16 protein-coding genes are annotated in these 20984 nt (G+C 68.1%); 11 read left to right on the top strand and 5 right to left on the bottom strand.

Annotated features, from left to right (window positions below):
- The first annotated feature begins 77 nt into the window (after positions 1 to 77).
- The 4 genes from AC4D2C_RS15655 (at position 78) to AC4D2C_RS15640 (ending at position 6688) form a co-directional block, all read left to right on the top strand.
- Positions 78 to 806 (top strand): TetR/AcrR family transcriptional regulator, encoded by a 729-nt coding sequence (locus AC4D2C_RS15655; RefSeq protein WP_490907832.1) that lies wholly within the window; start codon positions 78 to 80, stop codon positions 804 to 806.
- A gap of 59 nt (positions 807 to 865) precedes the next feature.
- The gene (locus AC4D2C_RS15650) at positions 866 to 2809 is read left to right on the top strand and encodes a PTS mannitol transporter subunit IICBA (RefSeq protein WP_490915755.1); all 1944 of its coding nucleotides are present in this window, start codon (positions 866 to 868) and stop codon (positions 2807 to 2809) included.
- Entirely contained in the window at positions 2809 to 3963 is a 1155-nt protein-coding gene (locus AC4D2C_RS15645) for a mannitol-1-phosphate 5-dehydrogenase (protein WP_490915754.1), read from the top strand. Before AC4D2C_RS15650 ends, AC4D2C_RS15645 begins: the two co-directional genes overlap by 1 nt.
- A 124-nt stretch (positions 3964 to 4087) precedes the next feature.
- Positions 4088 to 6688, top strand: a complete 2601-nt coding sequence (locus AC4D2C_RS15640) for a rhamnogalacturonan lyase (protein WP_490915753.1) — start codon at positions 4088 to 4090, stop codon at positions 6686 to 6688.
- A gap of 319 nt (positions 6689 to 7007) precedes the next feature.
- On the opposite strand, the gene AC4D2C_RS15635 is transcribed toward AC4D2C_RS15640, so the two are convergent.
- Positions 7008 to 7991, bottom strand: coding sequence for an acetylxylan esterase (locus AC4D2C_RS15635; protein ID WP_490915752.1), 984 nt, complete (start codon positions 7989 to 7991; stop codon positions 7008 to 7010).
- A 162-nt stretch (positions 7992 to 8153) separates the two neighbouring features.
- Here AC4D2C_RS15635 and AC4D2C_RS15630 point away from each other — a divergent pair, with 162 nt between their 5' ends.
- The 6 genes from AC4D2C_RS15630 to AC4D2C_RS15605 all read left to right on the top strand — a co-directional run bounded on the left by AC4D2C_RS15630 (position 8154) and on the right by AC4D2C_RS15605 (position 14374).
- On the top strand, positions 8154 to 9446 hold the full coding sequence (locus AC4D2C_RS15630; RefSeq protein WP_490915751.1) for an ABC transporter substrate-binding protein: 1293 nt from the start codon (positions 8154 to 8156) through the stop codon (positions 9444 to 9446).
- Positions 9447 to 9466: 20 nt separating this feature from the next.
- Positions 9467 to 10450, top strand: a complete 984-nt coding sequence (locus tag AC4D2C_RS15625; RefSeq protein WP_422108738.1) for a carbohydrate ABC transporter permease — start codon at positions 9467 to 9469, stop codon at positions 10448 to 10450.
- A 5-nt stretch (positions 10451 to 10455) separates the two neighbouring features.
- The gene (locus tag AC4D2C_RS15620; protein WP_490915788.1) at positions 10456 to 11364 is read left to right on the top strand and encodes a carbohydrate ABC transporter permease; all 909 of its coding nucleotides are present in this window, start codon (positions 10456 to 10458) and stop codon (positions 11362 to 11364) included.
- A complete protein-coding gene (locus AC4D2C_RS15615; RefSeq protein ID WP_490915750.1) occupies positions 11361 to 11999 on the top strand; it encodes a hypothetical protein in 639 nt (212 codons plus the stop codon). Before AC4D2C_RS15620 ends, AC4D2C_RS15615 begins: the two co-directional genes overlap by 4 nt.
- A gap of 39 nt (positions 12000 to 12038) precedes the next feature.
- A complete protein-coding gene (locus tag AC4D2C_RS15610; RefSeq protein WP_490915749.1) occupies positions 12039 to 14015 on the top strand; it encodes a beta-galactosidase in 1977 nt (658 codons plus the stop codon).
- Between the two features lie 116 nt (positions 14016 to 14131).
- Positions 14132 to 14374, top strand: a complete 243-nt coding sequence (locus AC4D2C_RS15605) for a hypothetical protein (protein ID WP_490915748.1) — start codon at positions 14132 to 14134, stop codon at positions 14372 to 14374.
- 82 nt (positions 14375 to 14456) lie between these two features.
- On the opposite strand, the gene AC4D2C_RS15600 is transcribed toward AC4D2C_RS15605, so the two are convergent.
- Entirely contained in the window at positions 14457 to 15596 is a 1140-nt protein-coding gene (locus tag AC4D2C_RS15600) for a glutamate--cysteine ligase (RefSeq protein WP_490915747.1), read from the bottom strand.
- A gap of 142 nt (positions 15597 to 15738) precedes the next feature.
- On the opposite strand from AC4D2C_RS15600, the gene AC4D2C_RS15595 reads away from it, so the two are divergent.
- A complete protein-coding gene (locus tag AC4D2C_RS15595) occupies positions 15739 to 16557 on the top strand; it encodes a shikimate 5-dehydrogenase (protein ID WP_490915746.1) in 819 nt (272 codons plus the stop codon).
- 87 nt (positions 16558 to 16644) lie between these two features.
- On the opposite strand, the gene AC4D2C_RS15590 is transcribed toward AC4D2C_RS15595, so the two are convergent.
- The 3 genes from AC4D2C_RS15590 to AC4D2C_RS15580 form a co-directional block, all read right to left on the bottom strand.
- Positions 16645 to 18543, bottom strand: coding sequence for an alpha-amylase family protein (locus AC4D2C_RS15590; protein WP_490915745.1), 1899 nt, complete (start codon positions 18541 to 18543; stop codon positions 16645 to 16647).
- 106 nt (positions 18544 to 18649) lie between these two features.
- Positions 18650 to 19984, bottom strand: a complete 1335-nt coding sequence (locus AC4D2C_RS15585) for an ABC transporter substrate-binding protein (protein ID WP_490915744.1) — start codon at positions 19982 to 19984, stop codon at positions 18650 to 18652.
- A gap of 76 nt (positions 19985 to 20060) precedes the next feature.
- Positions 20061 to 20894, bottom strand: coding sequence for a carbohydrate ABC transporter permease (locus AC4D2C_RS15580; RefSeq protein ID WP_490915787.1), 834 nt, complete (start codon positions 20892 to 20894; stop codon positions 20061 to 20063).
- Between the last annotated feature and the right edge of the window lie 90 nt (positions 20895 to 20984).

The following is a 20984-nucleotide window of genomic DNA, read 5'->3' as shown; positions in this document are numbered from 1 at the left end:
TCCATTGTGACGCCTCCGGAAGAAAGGGCGTGTGACCCAGTTCATATAACAGCGCTATAGGTGCTACGGTAGCAGCCATGAAGAAAGTAGGCGAACCCACGCCTAAGACCAGGCTTCTCAGGGCCGCCGCGGCACTGCTCGCGGAGTCCAACGGCGAGCCCGTCTCGACGCGGCAGATCACCCAGGCTGCGCACGTCACCGCACCCACCCTCTACCACCATTTCGGTGACAAGGAGGGCCTCTTCGACGCCGTCGTGGCGGAAGGCTTCTCGGAGTACCTCGACGCCGAGAGAAGCCTCCCGACGTCGGGACAACCGGTCGAGGACCTCCGGATGCACTGGGACAACCATGTGCAGTTCGGCCTCGATCACCCGCACCTCTACCTCGTGATGTTCGGCAACATCCGGCCCGAGCACAGGCCGTCCATGGTGGCCAGTGCGGAGGCCTTCCTCGAGGAGGTCCTCGCCAGGGCGGCCGCGGCAGCCCGCCTCGTGGTGTCCCCGCACGAAGCCGCGCGCAGCATGCTCGCCGCCAACATCGGCGTCACGCTCATGCTGATCGCGGAGCCCGCGGCGAAGCGCAACCTCGAACTCTCCGCGATGACGAGGGAAGCGGTCATCTCCGCCGTCGCCACGGATTCCGAGGGGGACCCGACCACGGACACGGAGGGGACACCCTCGGTGGTCGTGGCGGCGATCGCGCTGAACGCCGCGCTGCAGTCCTCCCACCCCGACCAGCTCTCCAGCTCCGAACTGAAGCTCTTCCTCGAATGGCTCCAGCGCATCTCCACCAGGTCGGGAAGCTGACGCTTCCTGCCCATCCATCCCTCTCCGCAGAGTTGCGGGGACAACGGTAAGGAAAGAATGTGGCAACACAACTAGAAGCGAGGTCCGGGACCAGTGCCCGGGTCCGCGTCCAGAAGTTCGGGTCGTTCCTCTCGGCGATGATCATGCCCAACATCGGTGCGTTCATCGCCTGGGGTCTGATCACGGCGCTGTTCATCCCGGCTGGATACTTCCCGAACGAGACGATCGGCGCCCTTGTCGCCCCGATGATCACGTTCCTCCTGCCCCTCCTGATCGGTTACACGGGCGGCAAGATGGTGTACGACGTCCGCGGCGGCGTCGTCGGGGCGACGGCCACGATGGGTGTGATCGTGGGAACGGACATCCCGATGTTCATCGGCGCCATGATCATGGGCCCGCTCACCGCCTACCTGATGAAGAAGATCGACTCGATCTGGGACGGCAAGATCCGCCCCGGCTTCGAGATGCTCGTGAACAACTTCTCCGCGGGCATCTTCGCCGGGATCATGGCCATTTTCGGCCTGCTCGCCGTCGGTCCGCTGGTCACGGTCTTCAGTGACGCCGCGGGCAGGGGAGTCGACTTCCTCGTCACCAACGGTCTGCTGCCGTTCACCAGCATCCTGATCGAGCCCGCCAAGATCCTGTTCCTGAACAACGCGATCAACTACGGCGTCCTCACCCCGCTCGCCACGCAGGAGGCCACCGAGACCGGCAAGTCGATGCTGTTCCTGCTCGAGGCGAACCCCGGCCCGGGCCTCGGACTCCTCCTCGCCTACGCCATCTTCGGCCGCGGCATGGCCAAGGCCTCGGCTCCCGGTGCGATCATCATCCAGTTCCTCGGCGGTATCCACGAGATCTACTTCCCGTACGTCCTGATGAAGCCCCTCATGCTCCTCGCCGTCATCGGTGGCGGCATGGCGGGCATCTTCACCCTCGTGCTCACGGGAGCCGGCCTGCGTTCGCCCGCGGCTCCCGGCAGCATCATCGCGGTCTACGCGGCCACGGCCTCGGACAGCTTCGTCGGTGTGACACTGTCCGTCCTCATGGCCGCGGCGGTCTCCTTCCTCATCGGCTCGGTCATCCTGAAGACGACCAAGTCCACGGACGATGACATCGCCGGTGCCGCCAGCAAGATGGAAGGTCTCAAGGGCAAGAAGAGCTCCGTCTCCGGCGCCTTCCGCTCCACGTCCGCGACCGACGGCCCCATCCGGAACATCGCGTTCGCCTGCGACGCCGGTATGGGCTCCTCCGCCATGGGCGCCTCGGTACTCCGCAACAAGATCAAGGCGGCCGGCTTCCCGGACGTCAAGGTCACCAACCTCGCCATCGCCAACCTGAAGGACGACTACGACGTCGTCGTGACGCACCAGGACCTCGCCGCCCGCGCCGAGCCCCTGACGCAGAGCGCCACGCACGTCTCCGTCGACAATTTCATGGGCAGTCCACGCTATGACGAGATCGTCGAGCTGGTGCGCGCCAGTGCTGCAGCCGAGGGTGGAGTCGACCCGAAGAACCCGACGCCCGCCGGCGTCGCAGCCGAAGCCGACGGCGCAGGCACCGGTACCGGTGCCAATGACGTCCTCGCAGAGCAGAGCGTCGTGCTCGACGGCAGGGCCACCACGCAGAAGGACGCCATCGACGAGGCCGGCCGACTGCTGGTCGACCGCGGAGCCGTGGACGCGAGCTACGTGGCGGCGATGCACGAGCGGGAGAAGTCCGTGCCCACCTACATGGGCAATTTCCTCGCCATCCCGCACGGCACCAACGCGGCGAAGGATCTGATCAGGCGCTCGGCGGTGTCGATCGTCCGCTACCCGGAAGGCATCGACTGGAACGGCAAGCAGGTGAAGTTCGTGGTCGGCGTCGCAGGCGTGAACAACGAGCACCTGTCCATCCTCTCCGCGATCGCCCGCGTCTTCTCCGACAAGGCGCAGGTCGCACGGCTCGACGAGGCGACCACCGTGGACGAGGTCCTCGCCCTCTTCGGAAAGGTCAACGCCTAGTGAAGGCAGTACATTTCGGTGCAGGCAACATCGGGCGCGGCTTCGTGGGGCTCCTGCTCCACGAAGCCGGGTACGAGGTGGTCTTCGCCGACGTCGCGGACGCCCTGATCGACCAGCTGGTCTCGACACCCAGCTACGACGTCCACGAGGTCGGCGAGGAGCCCGCGGTCAAGACCGTGGACAACTACCGTGCCCTGAACTCGAGGTCACAGGAGGACGACGTCGTCGCGGAGATCGCCACCGCGGACATCGTCACCACGGCCGTCGGACCGAACGTCCTGAAGTTCCTCGCACCCGTGATCGCCCGGGCCGTCGCCCGGCGCGACGGTGACCTGCTTCCGCTGCAGGTCATGGCCTGCGAGAACGCCATCAACGCGACCGACATCCTGCGCCGGGAGGTCGAGCAGACCTACGACGGGGCTGCCCTGGACCTCGCGTCCCGCGCGGTGTTCGCCAACACCGCCGTCGACCGCATCGTGCCCGACCAGGCGGCCGGCCAGGGGCTGGACGTCACTGTGGAGACCTTCTTCGAGTGGGTCATCGACCGCACCCCCTTCAAGGGTGACGCGCCGAAGATCCCGGGGGCCACCTACGTGGACGACCTCGCGCCGTACATCGAGCGGAAGCTCTTCACGGTGAACACGGGTCACGCGTCGGCGGCCTACTTCGGTTACGCCGCCGGCGTGGAGAAGATCGCAGATGCCATGACCGATGACGGCATCGCCGCGAAGGTCCGCGCCGTGCTCGAGGAGACCAAGCAGCTGCTCGTCACCAAGCACGGGTTCGACGAGGCGGAGCAGGAAGCCTATGTGCAGAAGATCCTGCGTCGCTTCACCAACCGGCACCTCCCCGACACCGTGGTGCGCGTCGGCAGGGCGCCGCTACGGAAGCTGAGCAGGAAGGAGCGTTTCGTGGGGCCGGCCTCGGAGTTGGCCGAATCCGGCACACATCCCGCAGCGCTGCTCGAAGCGATGCAGGCGGCACTGTCCTTCTCGGCTCCGGACGATCCGGAGGTCGCGGCGCTCGCCGAGATCCTGGCCACCCAGGAACCGGGCGAGGCGACGATGTCGATCACGGGCCTCGAACCGAACCACGCGTTGTACGGATCGGTGCGGGACCTGATCGCCCAGCATGCGCCGGGACATCACGACTGATCACGCGATACGAGGAGAAGGGAGCAGCCGCGCGCTGCTCCCTTCTTCGTTGCGGGACCTTGACGAAAGCGGCCCTTGAACCTAGCGTAAGATGGAAAGCGTTTTCCAACTTGAGGATTCAATGATGAGTTCGGTCCAGAGAACAGCGGTCTCAGCATGTGTGGCACTTGCCACCGGCACTCTTCTCACGTTCAGCGGCCTGGCGGTGCCGGCCGTCGCGGGTGAGGATCAGGGTGGAGGACCTGGCCAGAGCCAAGGCCAGGGTCGGGGGAACGTGGCGCCCATCGGGGGAGTTCAACTCGAGTACCTCGACCGCGGCCTCGTCGGCGCGGTGACCTCGGAGGGCGTGTTCCTCAGCTGGCGGCTGAAGGCTCCCGAGGCGACGGGAGCCACGCCCGGTGGCCTGACGGGGACGGATTTCACCGTCTACAGGAACGGCGAGGCCATCGCCACCGTCACCGACAGCACCAACTTCCTCGATAAGGGCGTGACGGGTGACGCAGCCGCTGATGCGCGGTACAGCGTAGGCGCCGTCGTCGACGGGGTGGAGGTGGAGCTGAGCGGCGAGGTCGCACCCTGGGCGCAGGCGTCCACGGACCTGCCGCTCGTGAAGCCCGCCGACGGTGTGACCCCTAAGGGCGAGGCCTACACCTACGCAGCCAGCGACATGAGCGTCGGCGACGTGGACGGCGACGGATCGTACGAGTACTTCGTGAAGTGGGAGCCCTCGAACTCGAAGGACGTCTCGCAGGTCGGCTACACGGGCGCCACCTTCATCGACACCTACACGGCCGGCGGCCGGCTGCTCAGCCGGGTCGACCTCGGGGTGAACATCCGCTCCGGCGCCCATTACACGCAGTTCATGGTGTCCGATTTCGACGGCGACGGCCGCTCGGAGATGATGCTCAAGACGGCGCCGGGGACGAAGACCACCACGTACGGCCCGACGGGCGAGGTGGTCTCGGAGGAGTACGTGACCCTCCCGGAGGCCGACATCGCCGCCGGCGTCGAGAACACCGACGACTACCGGCTGAGTGCCGCCGACTACTACGAGCACGTCGTGGGGATGTTCAAGAGTTGGCAGGAGCACCCCGAGGTCGCGGCCGGCACGTGGCCGGCGACCCTCGAGGAGGCCTTCGGCATCGAGAAGCGCTACGAGTACCCGCTCTCCGACGCCGACGCGCGCGCCCTGACCGACTACTTCGTGGACGTCTACGCGCCGTCGCGCAGCGCCCGCAACACCCTCCGCGCCTTCGAGGGCTTCATCCTGGACGGGCCCGAGTACCTGACTGTGTTCGAGGGAGGCACGGGAGCCGAGCTGGAGACGGTCCCGTACGAACCCGGCCGCGGTGACGACGGATTGCTCTGGGGCGACTACGCGATGGCACGTATCGAGCCGGGCAACAGGGTGGACCGGTTCCTGGCGGGCGTCGCCTACCTGGACGGCGAGCACCCCTCCGCGGTCTTCGCCCGCGGCTACTACACGCGCGCCAACATCGTCGCGTACAGCTGGGACGGCGAACGGCTGACGCAGGACTGGGCGGTCGATTCGGGGCACGTGCCGATGACGAACCCCTTCAATGACGGCCCCCACGGCGGTACGGGCAGCAGCGAGGAGTTCGGCACGCTGTCCGGGCAGGGCTTCCACTCGCTGAGCGCCGCGGATGTGGACGCCGACGGCCGCCAGGAGATCGTGTACGGCAGCGCCACGATCGACGACGACGGCTCCCTCCTCTACAGCTCCTTCGACACGCTCCCCGCCGGCAGCTCCGCGCCCGGAACGGAGGCGAAGCTCGGCCATGGTGACGCCATCCACGTGACGGACATCGACCCCGACCGCCCCGGCCAGGAGATCTTCTCCGTCCACGAAGGTGCTACGGGGGCGCCGTACGGCTGGGCCATGAGGGATGCCGCCGACGGGAAGGTGCTGTTCGGCGGCTACACGGGCAAGGACACGGGCCGCGGCATGATCGGCGACGTCGATCCGAGCGTCCGGGGTATCGAGAACTGGGCCGTGGGGCTCCGCTCGGCATCCGGCACCCTGCTGCCGGGAACCGGCTACGGAACGAACATGAGCATCCGATGGGCGGCGGACGGGACCACGCAGCTCGTTAACGGCTCCGGCAACCAGACCCCGACCATCGACGACGCGCGCCGCGGACGGCTGCTGACGGCGACCGGTACCCGGACGAACAACGGCACCAAGGGCAATCCGTCACTCGTCGCCGACGTCCACGGCGACTGGCGGGAGGAACTGCTGGTCCGCACCGCGGACAGCTCGGCCATCCGGATCTTCACGAGTACAGAGGTGACCGACCGCAAGCTGTACACGCTGATGCACGATCCGCAGTACCGCGCGGAGACCGCCCGCCAGAACACGGCCTACAACCAGCCGGCCTACACAGGCTTCTACCTGGCCTCCGATACCGACTTCACCGACGTGCCCGTACCCGATGCCTTCCTCCCGGGGGCGCTGCCGGCCCTCCAGCGGCAGTTCGAGGACCTGGTCGCCTCCGGTGAGGTGTCCGGGCCGGCCGCGCAGCAGCTGCGCGCCTTCCTGGACCAGGCCCAGCGGGCCGTGGAGCGGGACCAGGCCGGGAACGCGGCCCGGGCTCTCGAGAAGTTCCTCGACCGGCTGGAGCAGAAGGGGCCCGGTATGGTGTCCGATGACGCGCGTGCACGGCTCGGGTACTCCGGATCGGAGATCCTCCCGATGCTGCGGTAGCGGCCGGAGCCAGAACCTCCGGCAGGATCTCGTGCGGACGGGCACGCGGTCCTGCCGGAGTCGCCTGCGGGGCTGCTCACGGTGCTGGGCGGCGCCAAGGGTGTCAGCGGCCGCCCGGCGCTCCGCGTCGCGACGGCACGCCACCCGGAGGACTCCGAGTGGCGTGGACCGGCTGGTCGTTCCATCGCGGCCCTGCGCGAACTGATCCGCTGGTTCCAGGACCGCGCTTTTCAGCCGGGGTGAGCCGGTACTCTCCTTCCGCCGGATCGCGGAGGAGGAGTAGCGCGATCCGCCCGTCGTCGTACCCGACGTGCTCGGTTCAGGTTCCGGTGATCTCCCGGACGAAGGCCAGGTGCTCGACGTCCTGGAACGCCCCGCCCTGCTCATGCCCGTTGTACGGGTACACCTTCATGCGCTTCGGCCCGGCGTAGTGGTTGTGCGCTGCGAACACGCAGGACGGCGGGCAGACGTCGTCGAGCAGCCCCACCGAGAACATCGCGGGCATGGTGCTGCGGGTCGCGAAGTTGAGCCCGTCGAAGTAGCTGAGGGTCCGGAAGACGCCATCGACGTCGTTCCGGCGAGTACCGAGGTACTTCACGATCTCCGAGTACGGGGCGGTGCCGACGATCTCCGTCGCATGGCGCATATGGGCCAGGAAGGGAACATCGACGATGGCGCCGATGGGCGGGCTCGGGGTGACCCGCTGCGTGAGCGCCGCAGCGGCGAGGGTGATGCCGCCACCCTGGCTTCCGCCCGAGATCACCACGCGGGCGGGATCGACGGCGGGATGCGACTGCGCGGCCTCGACGGCGTGCACGGCATCGACGAAGAGCCGCCGGTAGTAATAGGTCTCGGGATCCCCGATGCCGAGGGTCATGAAACCACCGAGGTGCGGTCCCGCGAGGGGCCCGTCGGCGGTGTCGCCGGGCCGGTGCCCCGAGCCCTGCCCGCGGAGGTCCATGACGAAATGGGCGAAGCCGGCACTGGGCAGCGCCGTCCATTCGCCGAGCAGTCCGCGCCCGCCTCCGTAGCCGATGAAGGTGACGACCGTCGGAAGGGGGCCGCTGAGATGCCTCGGCCTCAGTAGCCAGGCCCTGATCGGCTGGCCGTCGTAGCCGGCGAAGGTGGCGTCCTCGGTGACGAGCTGGGAGTAGCCCGCATCCACCTCCTCGAAGGAAGGAGCGCTGAGGTACGAGCGCTGTTCCGCGAGCGTCCGGTCCCAGAAGGCGTCGTAGTCGGCAGGCTCCTCGCGCTCCGGCAGGTAGGTCCGCAGCTCGGACAGGGGAAGGTCGAAGTGGGGCATGTGCTGCATCCTTTCAGGGCGCGGATGGGCGAAGATAGAGCGCGGACAACCTCGTGGAGCCGGGCTGTTGACCATTGATACGATTCAATCTACGCTGTGGGATAACGCTTTCCCAAGGGCGTCCCACGATGGCTGACGAAGAAGTTTTCCAGGAGGACAACGATGTTCCGAACACTCTCACGGCGCACGCTCTCAGGCGTAGCAGCTCTGGCCGCCACCGGGCTGGTCCTGACCGGGTGCGGAGGAGGCGGGAGTGAACCCGCAGCCCTCGACACCGAGGAGCAGATCACGCTCAACTACACGTTCTGGGGCAACGACGACCGTGCCGCCCGCTACGACAAGGCCATCACGGCGTTCGAGGAGGAGTTCCCGAACATCACGATCAACGACACCTTCACCGACTACCCCTCCTACTGGGAGAAGCGCCAGACCGAGGCCGCTGGTGGCGGGTTGCCGGACGTCATGCAGTTCGACTACACCTACCTCCGCCAGTACGGCGACAACGGTCTGCTCCTGAACCTCGAGGACTACTTCGGCAACGGCATCACCACCGATGCGATCGACGAGACACTCCTGGCCACCGGCACGCTGGAGGACGGGACTTTTGCCATCCCCACCGGCTACAGCGCGTGGTCGGTGTTCCAGAACCCGGGCCTGCTGGCCCAGGCCGGCGTCGAGCCCTACGAGGGCGGCACGAGCTGGGAGGACTACAACACGTACATGGCCTCGGTCACCGACGCCACGGGCGGAACGGTGTACGGAGGAACCGACACCACGCAGCGCATCCAGGACCTCGAGCTGAAGCTGCGCCAGCAGGGCCGTGAACTGTTCACCGAGGAAGGTGAGCTGAACTTCACGCAGGAGGAGCTCGCCGACCATTGGAAGGAAGGCCAGGCGAACCGGGACAAGGTGACGGTCCCGCAGAGCAAGCTCGAGGAGATCAACCCGGTGTCCGGCTTCGGTGGCAACCTCACCACCAGCGAGATGAGCTGGAGCAACTTCCTCGGCGGCTACCTCGGTGACTCGGGTGCCGAGGAGATCACCATCGTGGCACCTCCCACGAGCAACCCCGACGAGAAGGACCTGTACCGCAAGGTCGGCCTCATGCAGGCCGCGTCCTCCTCCACCGAGCATCCCGAGGCAGCCGCGGCCTTCGTGGACTTCCTCATCAACAGCCCCGAGGTCGGCGAGATCTTCGGTGCGACGCTCGGCATCCCTGCCTCGGAGACACAGCTCGAGGGAGCGAACCTCGAAGGCCCCGACAAGGCCGTGAAGGACTACCTCGACTCGATCGAGGACCGCATCGGTGACGCTCCGGCAGCACCCGTCAACGGCTTCGGTGCCGTCGAGGCGACCTTCTGGGACCTCGGCAAGTCGATCGGCCTGGGCGCCGTCACGCCGGAGGACGCCGCGAAGCAGTTCTTCGACGAAGCCGCCGTCACGCTCGGCAGCTAGTCAGACAAAGGAGTCAGCCCGTGACCACGGATTCGGCGCACGCGCCGGCAACACCCCGCACCGCCGCATCCGGTGCCCGTCCGGCGGATCATCGCCGGACGGGCACGCCCCGGCCCCGCCGCAGGAACCGGGACACCGTCGCCGGCTACGTGTTCCTCTCGCCCTGGCTGCTCGGGTTCGTCGGGCTCACCCTCGGTCCCATGCTGGCCTCGCTGTACCTGGCCTTCACGGACTACAACCTCTTCACCGCCCCGGAGTGGACGGGCCTCGAGAACCTGACCCGGATGGCCGGTGACGAGCGCTTCTGGGATTCGGTGAGGATCACGCTGATCTACGTGCTCGTCGGGACGCCGATCAAGCTCGCGGCGGCGCTCGCCGTGGCCATGCTGCTGAACTACAAGGCCCGGGGCACCGGGTTCTTCAGGTCGGCCTTCTACGCGCCGAGCCTCATCGGCGCGAGCGTGAGCATCGCCCTCGTGTGGCGTGCCATGTTCTCCACCGAGGGACCGGTGGACAGCACGCTGAACCTGTTCGGCATCAACATGGGCGGCTGGATCGGTAACCCGTCCCTGATCATGCCGATGATGATCCTGCTGGCGGTCTGGCAGTTCGGCGCCCCCATGGTCATCTTCCTCGCCGGACTGAAGGGCGTTCCCGCGGAACTGTACGAGGCGGCGTCGGTCGACGGGGCGAAGTCCTGGCGCAAGTTCATCAGCGTCACGGTGCCGATGCTCTCGCCGGTGATCTTCTTCAACCTGCTGCTGGAGATGATCAACGCCTTCCAGATCTTCGCCTCGGCCTACATCATCGGCTCCGGGACCGGCGGACCCGGGGGAGCCACGAACTTCTACACGGTGTACCTCTACACCAGGGCCTTCGCGAACAACCAGATGGGCTACGCCTCGGCCATGGCCTGGGTCCTCCTGCTCGCCGTCGGGGTCCTGGCCTTCATCCTCTTCCGCACCTCCAAGAGCTGGGTCCACTACGCAGGAGACTCCAAGTGACCACGATCGAATCGAATCCTGCCGTCCCGGTGCCGGTGGGCTCGGACCGCAGGCAGTCCAGCCCGCGCCGACGGCCCATGCGCCGGCACCTCCCGACCGCCCTCTGGATCGTGGGGATCCTGGCACTGACGGCGGTCGTCCTCTACCCGCTCCTGTGGATGTTCTCGGCGTCGTTCAAGCCCAACGCGGAGTTCGGCAGCAACCAGGGTCTCCTCCCGGAGAACCCCACCTTCGACAACTTCGTGAAGGTCATGCAGGGCATCGCCGGCATCCCCACGTGGAAGTTCTTCCTGAACTCGCTGATCCTGGCCGTCGGCGCCGTGATCGGTACCGTGATCTCCTCGTCGATGGCCGCCTATGCGTTCTCGCGCATCACCTTCCGGGGCAGCAAGATCCTGTTCGCCGCCATGATCGGAACACTGCTCCTGCCGTTCCACGTGCTGATCATCCCGCAGTACATCATCTTCCGGAACCTCGGCCTGATCGACACCTTCTGGCCGCTGCTCGCCGGCAAGTTCCTGGCCACCGAGGCGTTCTTCGTCTTCCTGATGGTGCAGTTCATCCGCAACCTGCCCCGCGAGCTCGACGAGGCCGCGCGCATCGACGGCTGCGGCCACGGGCGGATCTTCCTGTCCATCACGCTGCCGCTCATCAAGCCCGCCCTGATCACGTCGTCGATCTTCGCGTTCATCTGGAGCTGGAACGACTTCCTCGGCCCACTCCTGTACCTGAACTCCCCGGACAAGTACCCTCTGCCGCTGGCACTGAACATCTTCAACGACCAGACGAGCACCTCCGACTACGGCGCCACGATCGCCATCTCCGTCCTCGCCCTGCTGCCGGTGATGCTGTTCTTCATCATCTTCCAGCGGTTCCTCGTGGACGGCGTCGCCACCCAGGGCCTCAAGGGATGAGCCGGCGCCAGCGCGACGCCGTCCGCGGGCGCGATGCCGCCGTCCGCGATGGAAGCGGCGTGCGCTGGCCCGGAGCAACCGCGAAATTCGCCCTGTTCGGCGAAGTCCTGTGGGTCGGAGCGCTGTGCTGCGTCGCGGGCCTCGCGATCATCACGGTCCCCGCAGCCTTCGCCGCGGGATCGGCGCACCTCCACCGCTTCCTGAAGGCCGAGGATTCGACACTCCGGTTGTTCGCCGCGGACTTCGCGGCAGCACTCCGGACCGGATGGCTCGTGGGACTGGGCGTCGCCGTGGCCGTGGGGTTGCTGCTGCTGGACATCGTCGTCGCCGGCTCGCGGGTGCTGCCCGGCTGGCAGGTGGTCCTCGCCGCCGGCGTCGTCCTGCTGGTCGTCCTGCTGGCGGGCCTCGCCGGCACCACGGTGCGCTGGCGGTCGTCGGGCTCGTGGCGTACCGCGGCGCTCGTGTGGCTCCGGGACGTCCGTGACGACCCGGCGGGCCTGCTGTGGCTCGTGGCGGCGGTCGTCCTCACCGGGGTGGTCGCCTGGCAGCTGCCGCCGCTCGTGATCCCGGGCGTCGGGTGCCTCGTCTTCGCCGCGCTCGCGACCTCGGTCCGCGAGCGCCGTCCGCGTTCCTGACGTTATGTCCTGCACGACCCGACTACCCCTGGAGTTCCCTTGCACTACGGCGGCGACTACAACCCGGAACAGTGGCCCGAGGAGATCTGGCCGGAGGACGTAGCACGCATGCGGGAGGCCGGGGTCACCATGGTGAGCCTCGGGATCTTCTCCTGGGCGCGCATCCAGCCCTCCGAACACGAGTTCGACTTCGAGTGGCTGGACCGGATCATCGGTCTCCTGCACGACGGCGGGATCGCGGTGGACCTGGCGACAGCGACGGCGTCACCGCCTCCGTGGGCCACGGTCGCCTACCCGGAGATGCTGGCCGCGGACGAGCACGGCTCCGCCTACTGGCACGGGAGCCGCCAGCACTACGCGCCGTCGTCGCCCGCCTACCGCAGGCTGGCCGCGGAGCTCGTCACGAGGATCGCCGAACGCTACGCCCGGCACCCCGCCGTCGTCCTCTGGCATGTGAACAACGAGTACGGCTGCCACCTCAACGTGGACTACTCGGACGCCGCACGGGACGCCTTCCGGCTCTGGCTGGAGCGGCGTTACGGCAGCGTGGATGCGCTGAACGAGGCGTGGGGGACCATGTTCTGGTCGCAGCACTACGGCACGTTCGCCGAGGTCTTCCCGCCCCGCCATGCGCCGTACAGCCATAACCCCGGGCAGCTGCTCGACTACCGCAGGTTCACCTCGGACATGCTCCTGGAGTGCTACCGCATGGAGAGGGACATCATCCGGGCAGCGGGGGCAACCCAGCCCGTGACCACGAACTTCATGGGTGCCTTCAAACCGGCGAACTACGCGCAGTGGGCGGCGGAGCTCGACGTCATCTGCGACGACCTCTACCCGGACCCCAACGATCCGGAGGGCTTCCGCGAGGGTGCGTTCCACGGCGACCTCATGCGCTCGCTCAAGCCCGGAACGCCGTGGCTGCTGATGGAGCAGGCGTCCAGTGCGGTCAATTGGCGGCACTCCAACGCGCCGAAGGCGCCGGGGCAGCTCGCCGCGCAGAGCATGCAGGCCGTGGCACGTGGTGCGGACGGCGTCCTCTTCTTCCAGTGGCGGCAGTCGCGGGCGGGGTCGGAGAAGTTCCACTCGGGGATGCTGCCGCACGCCGGGACGCAGACCCGTACCTGGCGTGAGGTGGTGGCGCTCGGCGGCGAACTCGGGCGACTCCCGGACCTCCCGGCCGATGACGGCTCCGCCAGGGTGGCGATCCTGCTCGACTGGGAGAACTGGTGGGCCATCGAGAACCCCGACCACCCCACGTCGCTGGACTACCTCTCCCTCGTGCAGGGCTGGTACGACGCCGCACACCGCCTCCACACCCAGGTGGACATCCTCCCGCCGACGGCCGACCTCGCACGGTACGACGTCGTCGTAGCGCCGCATCTCTACCTCCTGGCGGAACGGGCGGCCGAGAACCTCACCGCGTTCGTCGCGCAGGGAGGTCATCTGCTCGTCACGGCCTTCAGCGACGTGGTCGACGAGAACGACCGCTTCCGTCCGGGCGGCTTCGGAACGCAGCTGCGGGACCTGCTGGGGGTCGTCATCGAGGACTTCGGCGCGCTGGTGGCACCCGGTTCGCCCGGTCCCGGCCAGCAGGAGGCCAGGGTGAGCGGTGGCGGGTTCGGCTTCGCGGGGTCCCTCCTCGCCGAAGAGGCCCACTCCGTCGACGCAGACGTGCTCGCGGTGTTCGACGGGGGACGCCGGGACGGCTCGCCGGCGCTGACCGTCCGCAGTGAGGGGTCGGGGAAGGCCTACTACCTCGCCACCGTGCCCGACGACGACGGCGCGCGGCAGGTGCTCTCACACCTCTTCACAGCGGCGAGGGTGGACCCGGTGCTCCCGGGACTCCCGCCGATGGTCGAGGCGATCCGCCGGGGCCGCCTGATCACGGTCATCAACCACGGCCGGGACACGATCACGGTCGAGGTGCAGGGCCGGGAGGCGCTCGGTGGTGGTCCCCTCCACGACGTGACGCTGGAGCCCTACGCCTATGCCCTGGTGCTGACCGACGGCTGATCCCGTCACGGGAACCTGCCGCCCGCCCGGTACACCGCACCCGCGGCAGGCGCAAGACGGCTCCGCAGGTACTCGCGCACTGCGGGGGAGCGATGGGCGGGCCTACGCTCGGGTGCATGGACCAGCCAAGCGAAGAACACCACCTGAAGGATCTCGGCAGCACGGAGGGGATCGACCCGACCGACGTGGGTCAGATCCAGGACGGCCCGCTGACCGCCGCGGACGAGGTGGACCTCATCTCCAACCAGGTCGTGCCCGAAGCCGAGCCGTCGCCCGAGACCCTCGCCGGCAACCTCGGCCTCGAGGGCTCCGCGGACAACCCGACGAGGGACGACCGCTTCACCGGCGGCTCGCACTGAGCCCAGAACGCCTCGGCACCGGCCCCGCCCGGGCCGCAGGCACCGTCCACGGCGCGATGCGCCGTCCCCGACACCTGAGCGTCTAGGCGCGGAGCTGCTGCACCATGTCGAGCACGACGGCGCGAAGATCGCCGTCGTGCTCCTGTGCGATCCGCCTCTGGCGCTGGTACCCGGCGCCGCGCTGCAGGATCCCCTCCACGTCCGAGAGCTCGCTGCTGCAGCCGAGCTTCGCGGCGATCGGCTCGAGCCGGTTCAGCACCTCGACGAGGTGCTCCGTGACGAGCTGCTCGTTGCCGTCCGCGTCGAGGATGATGATCGCATCGAGGCCGTAGCGGGCCGCCCTCCACTTGTTCTCCTGGATGTGCCACGGCTGCATGGTGGGGATGCTGCCGCCCGCGTCGAGCGTGGACGAGAACTCGTGGACGAGGCACTGCGTCAGGGCCGCGACGGCACCGACGTCCTGCAGCGTGGAGAGCCCGTCGCACACGCGCATCTCCACCGTGCCGAGGTTGCCGACCGGGCGGATGTCCCAGCGGATCTCGTTCACGGCGTCGATCACCCCGGTGGTGAACATGTCCTGGACGTAGGACTCGTACGCGGTCCAGTCGTCGAAGTGGAACGGCAGGCCGGCCGTGGGCAGCTGCTGGAACATGAGGGCCCGCTGCGAGGCGTAGCCGGTGTCCTCACCACCCCAGAACGGTGACGACGCCGAGAGCGCCTGGAAGTGCGGGAAGTAGTTGGTCAGGCCGTCCACCACGGGCAGGGCCTTGTCCCGGTGGTCGAGTCCCACGTGCACGTGCACGCCGTAGATGACCATCTGCCGGCCCCACCACTGCGTGCGGTCGATCAGTTTCGCGTAGCGGTCCTTGTCCGTGACCTGCTGGGCGCGCGGCGCGCTGAAGGGGTGCGAACCGGCGCAGAACAGCTCCACGCCCATGGGATCCGTGACCTCGCGGACGGCCGCGAGGGAGCGGGACAGGTCCGCCTTCGCCTCCTCCACGGTGGTGCAGACGCCGGTGACGAGTTCCACGGTGTTGAGCAGGAGCTCCTGCTTGATGTGCGGGTGCTCGTCGTCGTCCTGCAGCTCGGGGTGGTTCGCACTGACGCCTCGCAGCACCTGGTCGGCGACGGAGACGAGCTCGCCGTTGTAGCGGTCCACGATCGCGAGTTCCCACTCGACGCCGAGCGTGGACTGGGCCGATTGCGCAAAGTCGATCTTCAAGGGCTGGCTCCTGGAGCGGTGCGGGATGGTGGTGCCTCGGCAACGCGCCGTCGCGGGAGAGACTCGTCCCAATGCTAGTACGTGGCACGCGCACGCCGCATGGGTAGTCCCCTGTCGGCGGCTCTGCTGGGATGATGGTCCGGTGCCCATCCTGAACAAAGACATGACCCTCTGCATCTCCCTGGCCGCGCGGCCCAGCAACATCGGCACGCGCTTCCACAACTACCTGTATGACGAGCTGGGGCTCAACTACATCTACAAGGCGTTCACCACCACGGACCTGCCCTCGGCCATCGCCGGACTGCGCGGACTCGGCATCAGGGGCTGCGCCGTCTCGATGCCGTTCAAGGAGGAGGTCATCGCGCTCGTGGACCATCTCGACCCCTCCGCGCAGGCCATCGACTCCGTCAACACCATCGTGAACGACGACGGCGTCTTGACCGCGTACAACACCGACTACCTCGCGGTGGAGCGGCTGCTGCGGGAGCATTCCGTCCCGGCCACGCACTCGGTGCTCGTCCAGGGTTCCGGCGGGATGGCCAAGGCCGTCGTCGCCGCCCTGCGCGACTCGGGCTTCACGCGCGTGACCGTCGTGGCCCGCAACGAGCGCACGGGCCGGGCACTCGCCGACCTGTACGGCTTCGCCTGGCAGCAGGAGGTGGGGGAGTCGACGGCGGACCTCATCCTCAACGTCACGCCGCTCGGCATGACCGGTGCGGACGCCGATGCGGTGGCCTTCCCGCAGACCGCGATCGACGCCGCGCAGGTGGTGTTCGACGTCGTGGCATCCCCGTCGGAGACGCCGCTGATCCTCGCGGCCCGGCGGGCCGGCACGCCCGTCATCACCGGTGCCGAGGTGGTCGCACTGCAGGCGGAGGAACAGTTCGTGCTCTACACCGGGGTGCGGCCCACCCCCGAGCAGGTACGCGCGGCGGGGGAGTTCTCGCGGCAGCAGATCTGACGGCTGAGCGGGCGGTCACGGCGGTCGGCAGTCACCGGCCGACACCGTCCGGCACCGTCCGGCACCGGTCCGCACCGGCGTTCGAGGCTACAGCCGGTACCAGCGCACCCCGTGCGGTTCGATCGTGACGCCCGCACGCAGGAGGGCCTGATCACCGCCGATGAGTTCGAGGGCGGTCTCGGGCAGCCCGGACAGGGTGAGGGCGGTGATGTCCTGCGGGGTATCGGCGAAATTCGCGAGCACGACGACGGTCGACTCCTCGCCGTCGAGCAGGCCCGGGCGCTGGTAGCCGAGCACGTGCGGGTTGTTGGTACCGAAGGGCACCAGGCGCCCGCCGGCGAACTCCGGGGTCTGCTTGCGGACCTGGATCAGACGCGTGAGACCCGCGTGGACCGCTCCGGCGTCCGTCGTCGGGTCCTGCCTGGCCGCATAGCGCTCGGCCGGGTAGGCGGGGCGGCCCACCCAGCGGCTGTCGCCGGCCTTCGCGGGGTCGTCCAGGTAGCCGTAGTCGTTGAGCTGCCCCACCTCGTCACCGAGGTACAGCAGCGGGATGCCGCCCGTGCTGAGGACGATCGCGTGCGCGAGGAGGATCCGCGCCACCCCGCCCTCGTCGGCCGCCTCCAGACCGGCGAGCGACGCCGTCGTGCCGGAGATCCTGCAGTCGCCGGTGCGCGGGTTGTCCTGGAAGGGGACGCCGCGCGCGAAGCTGCCGGGGAAGCGATCGACGAAGAACGCATTGAGGAACCGGCGGTGCTCGTACCCGTCGATGCCGAACTCGGCGGCGTCCTCGTCGGAGAACGTCCAGCCGATGTCGTCGTGGCTCCGCACGTAGTTGACCCACGCCGTACCCTCGGGGACGTCGTGCCGCCGTTCGAGGGCCTGCGCGAGCAGCGAGACGTCCCGCGTCGCGAGCGAGTTCCAGATGAGCGCCATCTGCAACGGGTTGTAGCTCAGCTGGCACTCGCCGCGGTCGATGTACTGCACCACCTCGTCCGGGTGCACGATGGCCTCGGACTTGAAGAGCAGCGAGGGCGCCGCGAGCCGGCACACGGCGTTGAACGCCTGCAGCAGGAGATGGGCCTCGGGCAGGCTCTCGCACGAGGTGCCCAGCTGCTTCCAGATGAAGGCGACGGCGTCCATGCGGACGATGTCCACGCCCTGGTTCGCGAGGTACAGCATCTCCCCGGCCATCGCCCGGAACACGCGGGGGTTCCGGTAGTTGAGGTCCCACTGGAACGAGTGGAACGTGGCCCAGATCCACCGTCCGTCGTCGAGCTGCACGAACGAGCCGGGGTGGTCGTCGGGGAAGATCTCCCGGACGGTCCGCTCGTAGGCGTCGGGCATCCCGCGGTCGGGGTAGATCCAGTAGAAGTCCTGGTAGTCGGGATCGCCCGCAACGGCCCTGCGGGCCCACGCGTGCTCGTTCGACGTGTGGTTGAAGATGAAGTCGACCACCAGGGCTATGCCGCTCCCGCGCAGCTCGCGGGCCAGGTCGGCGAGCTCGTCCATGGTGCCGAGCGACGGGTCCACCTCCCGGTAGCTGGAGACCGCGTAGCCGCCGTCCGAGTTGTCCTCGGGTGCCAGGAACAGCGGCATCAGGTGCAGGTAGGTCAGCCCGAGCTCGCGGAAGTAGGGGATGCGCTCGCGGAGACCCGCGAGGTCGCCGGCGTAGAGGTCGGTGTAGCAGACGCCCCCCAGCATCCTGTGGGAGGAGAACCAGTCGGGAGCCATGGCCCGGGAGGCGTCGATGGCCTTGAGGTCCGCAGGGCGGTCCTGCCACGAGGCCGCCGCGTCGAGGACCACCTGCAGCAGTTCGCCGTCGGAGCCGGGCCCGTAGATGTGGTGGAAGAGTGACTGCAGGCGGGGGAACTCGCTGTCGAAGCGGGCTTCGAAGGATTCCCAGTCGGTGTCGGTGGTGCTCTCCCGGCGCGCGGACCGGAGCTCCGCCCGGATACGGTCCGCGGGCAAGGGGTGCGAGAAGCTCATCCCGCAAGCCTATTGCAGCCGGTCGCGGCCGCCCGGAGGCACGAAGCGCCGCGCCCCTTCCGGGACGCGGCGCTTCGGTTCGGCTGTGGCGGGATCCGCCGGGGTATTACTCGGCGACCGGGATGGACTGCGACTTCAGGGAGTCGATCGTCTTCTGCTGACCGTTCTGGAGGGCATCCATGAGGGTGCCGGAGCCGCCGATGGCAGCACCGAATCCGTCCGAGACGTCCGTGTAGGTCTGCGTCATCGTAGGTCCCCAGGTGAAGTTCGGGTCCACGTTCGCGGACGCGTCGGCGAAGACCTCGTAGATCTTCTGGCCGCCGTAGTAGTCGACGCCGCCGGCGAAGGCCTCGAGTTCGGTCGCGGACTTCGCGGCCGGGTAGATGCCGCCGAGCTCGTTGGCGAGCGCGAGTGCTTCCGGGTCGGTGTTGAGCCAGAGCGCGAACTTCGCGGCCTCGGCCGGGTGGTCGGAACCCTTTAGCACGGCGGTGGACGAACCGCCCCAGTTGCCGGCGGTCTCCCCGCCGTCCTCCCACTGCGGCATGGGGGCCACGGCCCACTTGCCGGCGGTGTCGGGAGCTCCGTCCGAGAGGGTGGTCGCGCCCCACACAGCGGAGACCCAGGTCCACTGCTGGCCCTCGTTGAAGGATGCGTTCCACTCGTCCGAGAAGGACGGCAGGGTGGAGACGAGGTCCTTGGACAGGAGGTCCTGCCAGTAGGTGGCGACCTCCTCGGACTCCGGGCTCGTCAGGTTGACGTCCCAGTTCTCGCCGTCGTTCGCGAACCACTGGCCGCCGTTCTGCCACACCATGCCGGCGAACCAGTTGACGTCCTGCTTCGGGAAGTTGGTGATGTAGGAGCCCTGGGCCTTGATCTGCTCGGCCGCCGCGGCGTATTCCTCCCACGTGGTGGGGACCTCGATGCCGGCCGCCTCGAAGAGGTCGGCGCGGTAGTACATGGCCATGGGGCCGCTGTCCTGCGGGACGGCGTAGACGGAGCCCTCCTCGCCGAAGGTCACCTGGCCCCAGGTCCAGTCCACGAACTGGTCCTGCGCGTCGGCGACACCCTCGCAGGCGGCGATGTTCTCGAGGCCGTCCTGCACGCGGAAGTTCGGCAGCGCGTCGTACTCGACCTGGCCGAGGTCGGGTGCGTTGCCCGCCTGGATCTGGTTGAAGAAGTTCTGGTAGGTGCCCGAGTTGCCGTTGGGCCCGGTCTGCACCTGGACCTGGATGTCGGGGTTCTCGGCGTTCCACAGCTCGACGACCTTGTCCATGCCGGGGACCCAGGTGGTGAAGTTCAGGGTGACGGGGCCCTCGGAAGCCTCGCAGGGGGCCGCTTCGGCCCCGGCTTCCGTGCTGTCTCCGCCGGCTGAACAGCCGGAGAGAGCCAGCGCAGAGATCATGGCAAAGGCCGCGGTGACTTTTCCGTAATGCGCGCGCATTGTCTTTCCTATCGGTGGTAGTGCGGTGCAGGGGCGGACGCCTGTGCACCTGGTGTGCTGGTCGGAGGACGGGGGGCTACTTGACGCTGCCTGCGCCGAGGCCGCTGCTCCAGAACCGCTGGAGTGCGAGGAAGGCGATGATCAGCGGGAGGATCGACACGAGTGCACCGACGATCACGAGCGAACGCAGCTCGGGGATCTGGCTGATCTGGCTGTTCCAGGCGTAGAGGCCCAGCGTCACGGGGAAGAGCGCCTGGTCGCGGAGCATGATCAGGGGCAGGAAGAAGTTGTTCCAGATCGCGACGAACTGGAACAGGAAGATCGTCACGAGGGCCGGCGCCATGAGGCGCGTGGACACCGTGAAGAACGTACGGATCTCACCGGAGCCGTCCAGGCGGGCGGCTTCGAGCAGCTCGCCGGGAACACTGGCCGCCGCATAGATGCGGGCCAGGTACACCCCGAACGGACTGACGAGGCTCGGCAGGAACACGGCCCACATGGTGTTGGTCAGGTCCACGCGGCTGAAGATCAGGAACAGCGGGAGCGCCAGCGCCGTCGCGGGCACCAGGACGCCGCTGAGCACGATGTTGAAGATCGCCTCCCGCCCCCTGAACTCGTATTTGGCGAGGGCGTACCCGCACATCGCTGCGATGACCGTGCCGATCAGGGCGCCGACCCCCGCGTACAGGGCGGAGTTCAGCAGCCACCGGCCGAACAGGCCGTCGCCGTAGCTGAACAGACGCCCGAGGTTCGTGAAGAACGTGCCTGCCGAGTCCGCCGTGAACCACAGCGGAGCGGTGGACGTGATCTCGCCGCCCGTCTTCGTGGACGTGGTGAGCAGCCACCAGATGGGGGTCAGGAAGTACAGGGTGAAGACACCCATGATGAGCATCGCCGCGCTGCGGGACATGATGCTCTGGCGTGGGCCGCGGGCACGGTTGCCGGCGCTGTGCGCCGTCGAACTCCCGTCGCGCCGGCGCTTGGGAGCGGTGGCTGGGGC

Source organism: Arthrobacter sp. TJ-240 (assembly GCF_058269195.1).
Note: the sequence above shows the minus strand (reverse complement) of the source record. Positions and strands in the feature narration are given on the sequence as shown.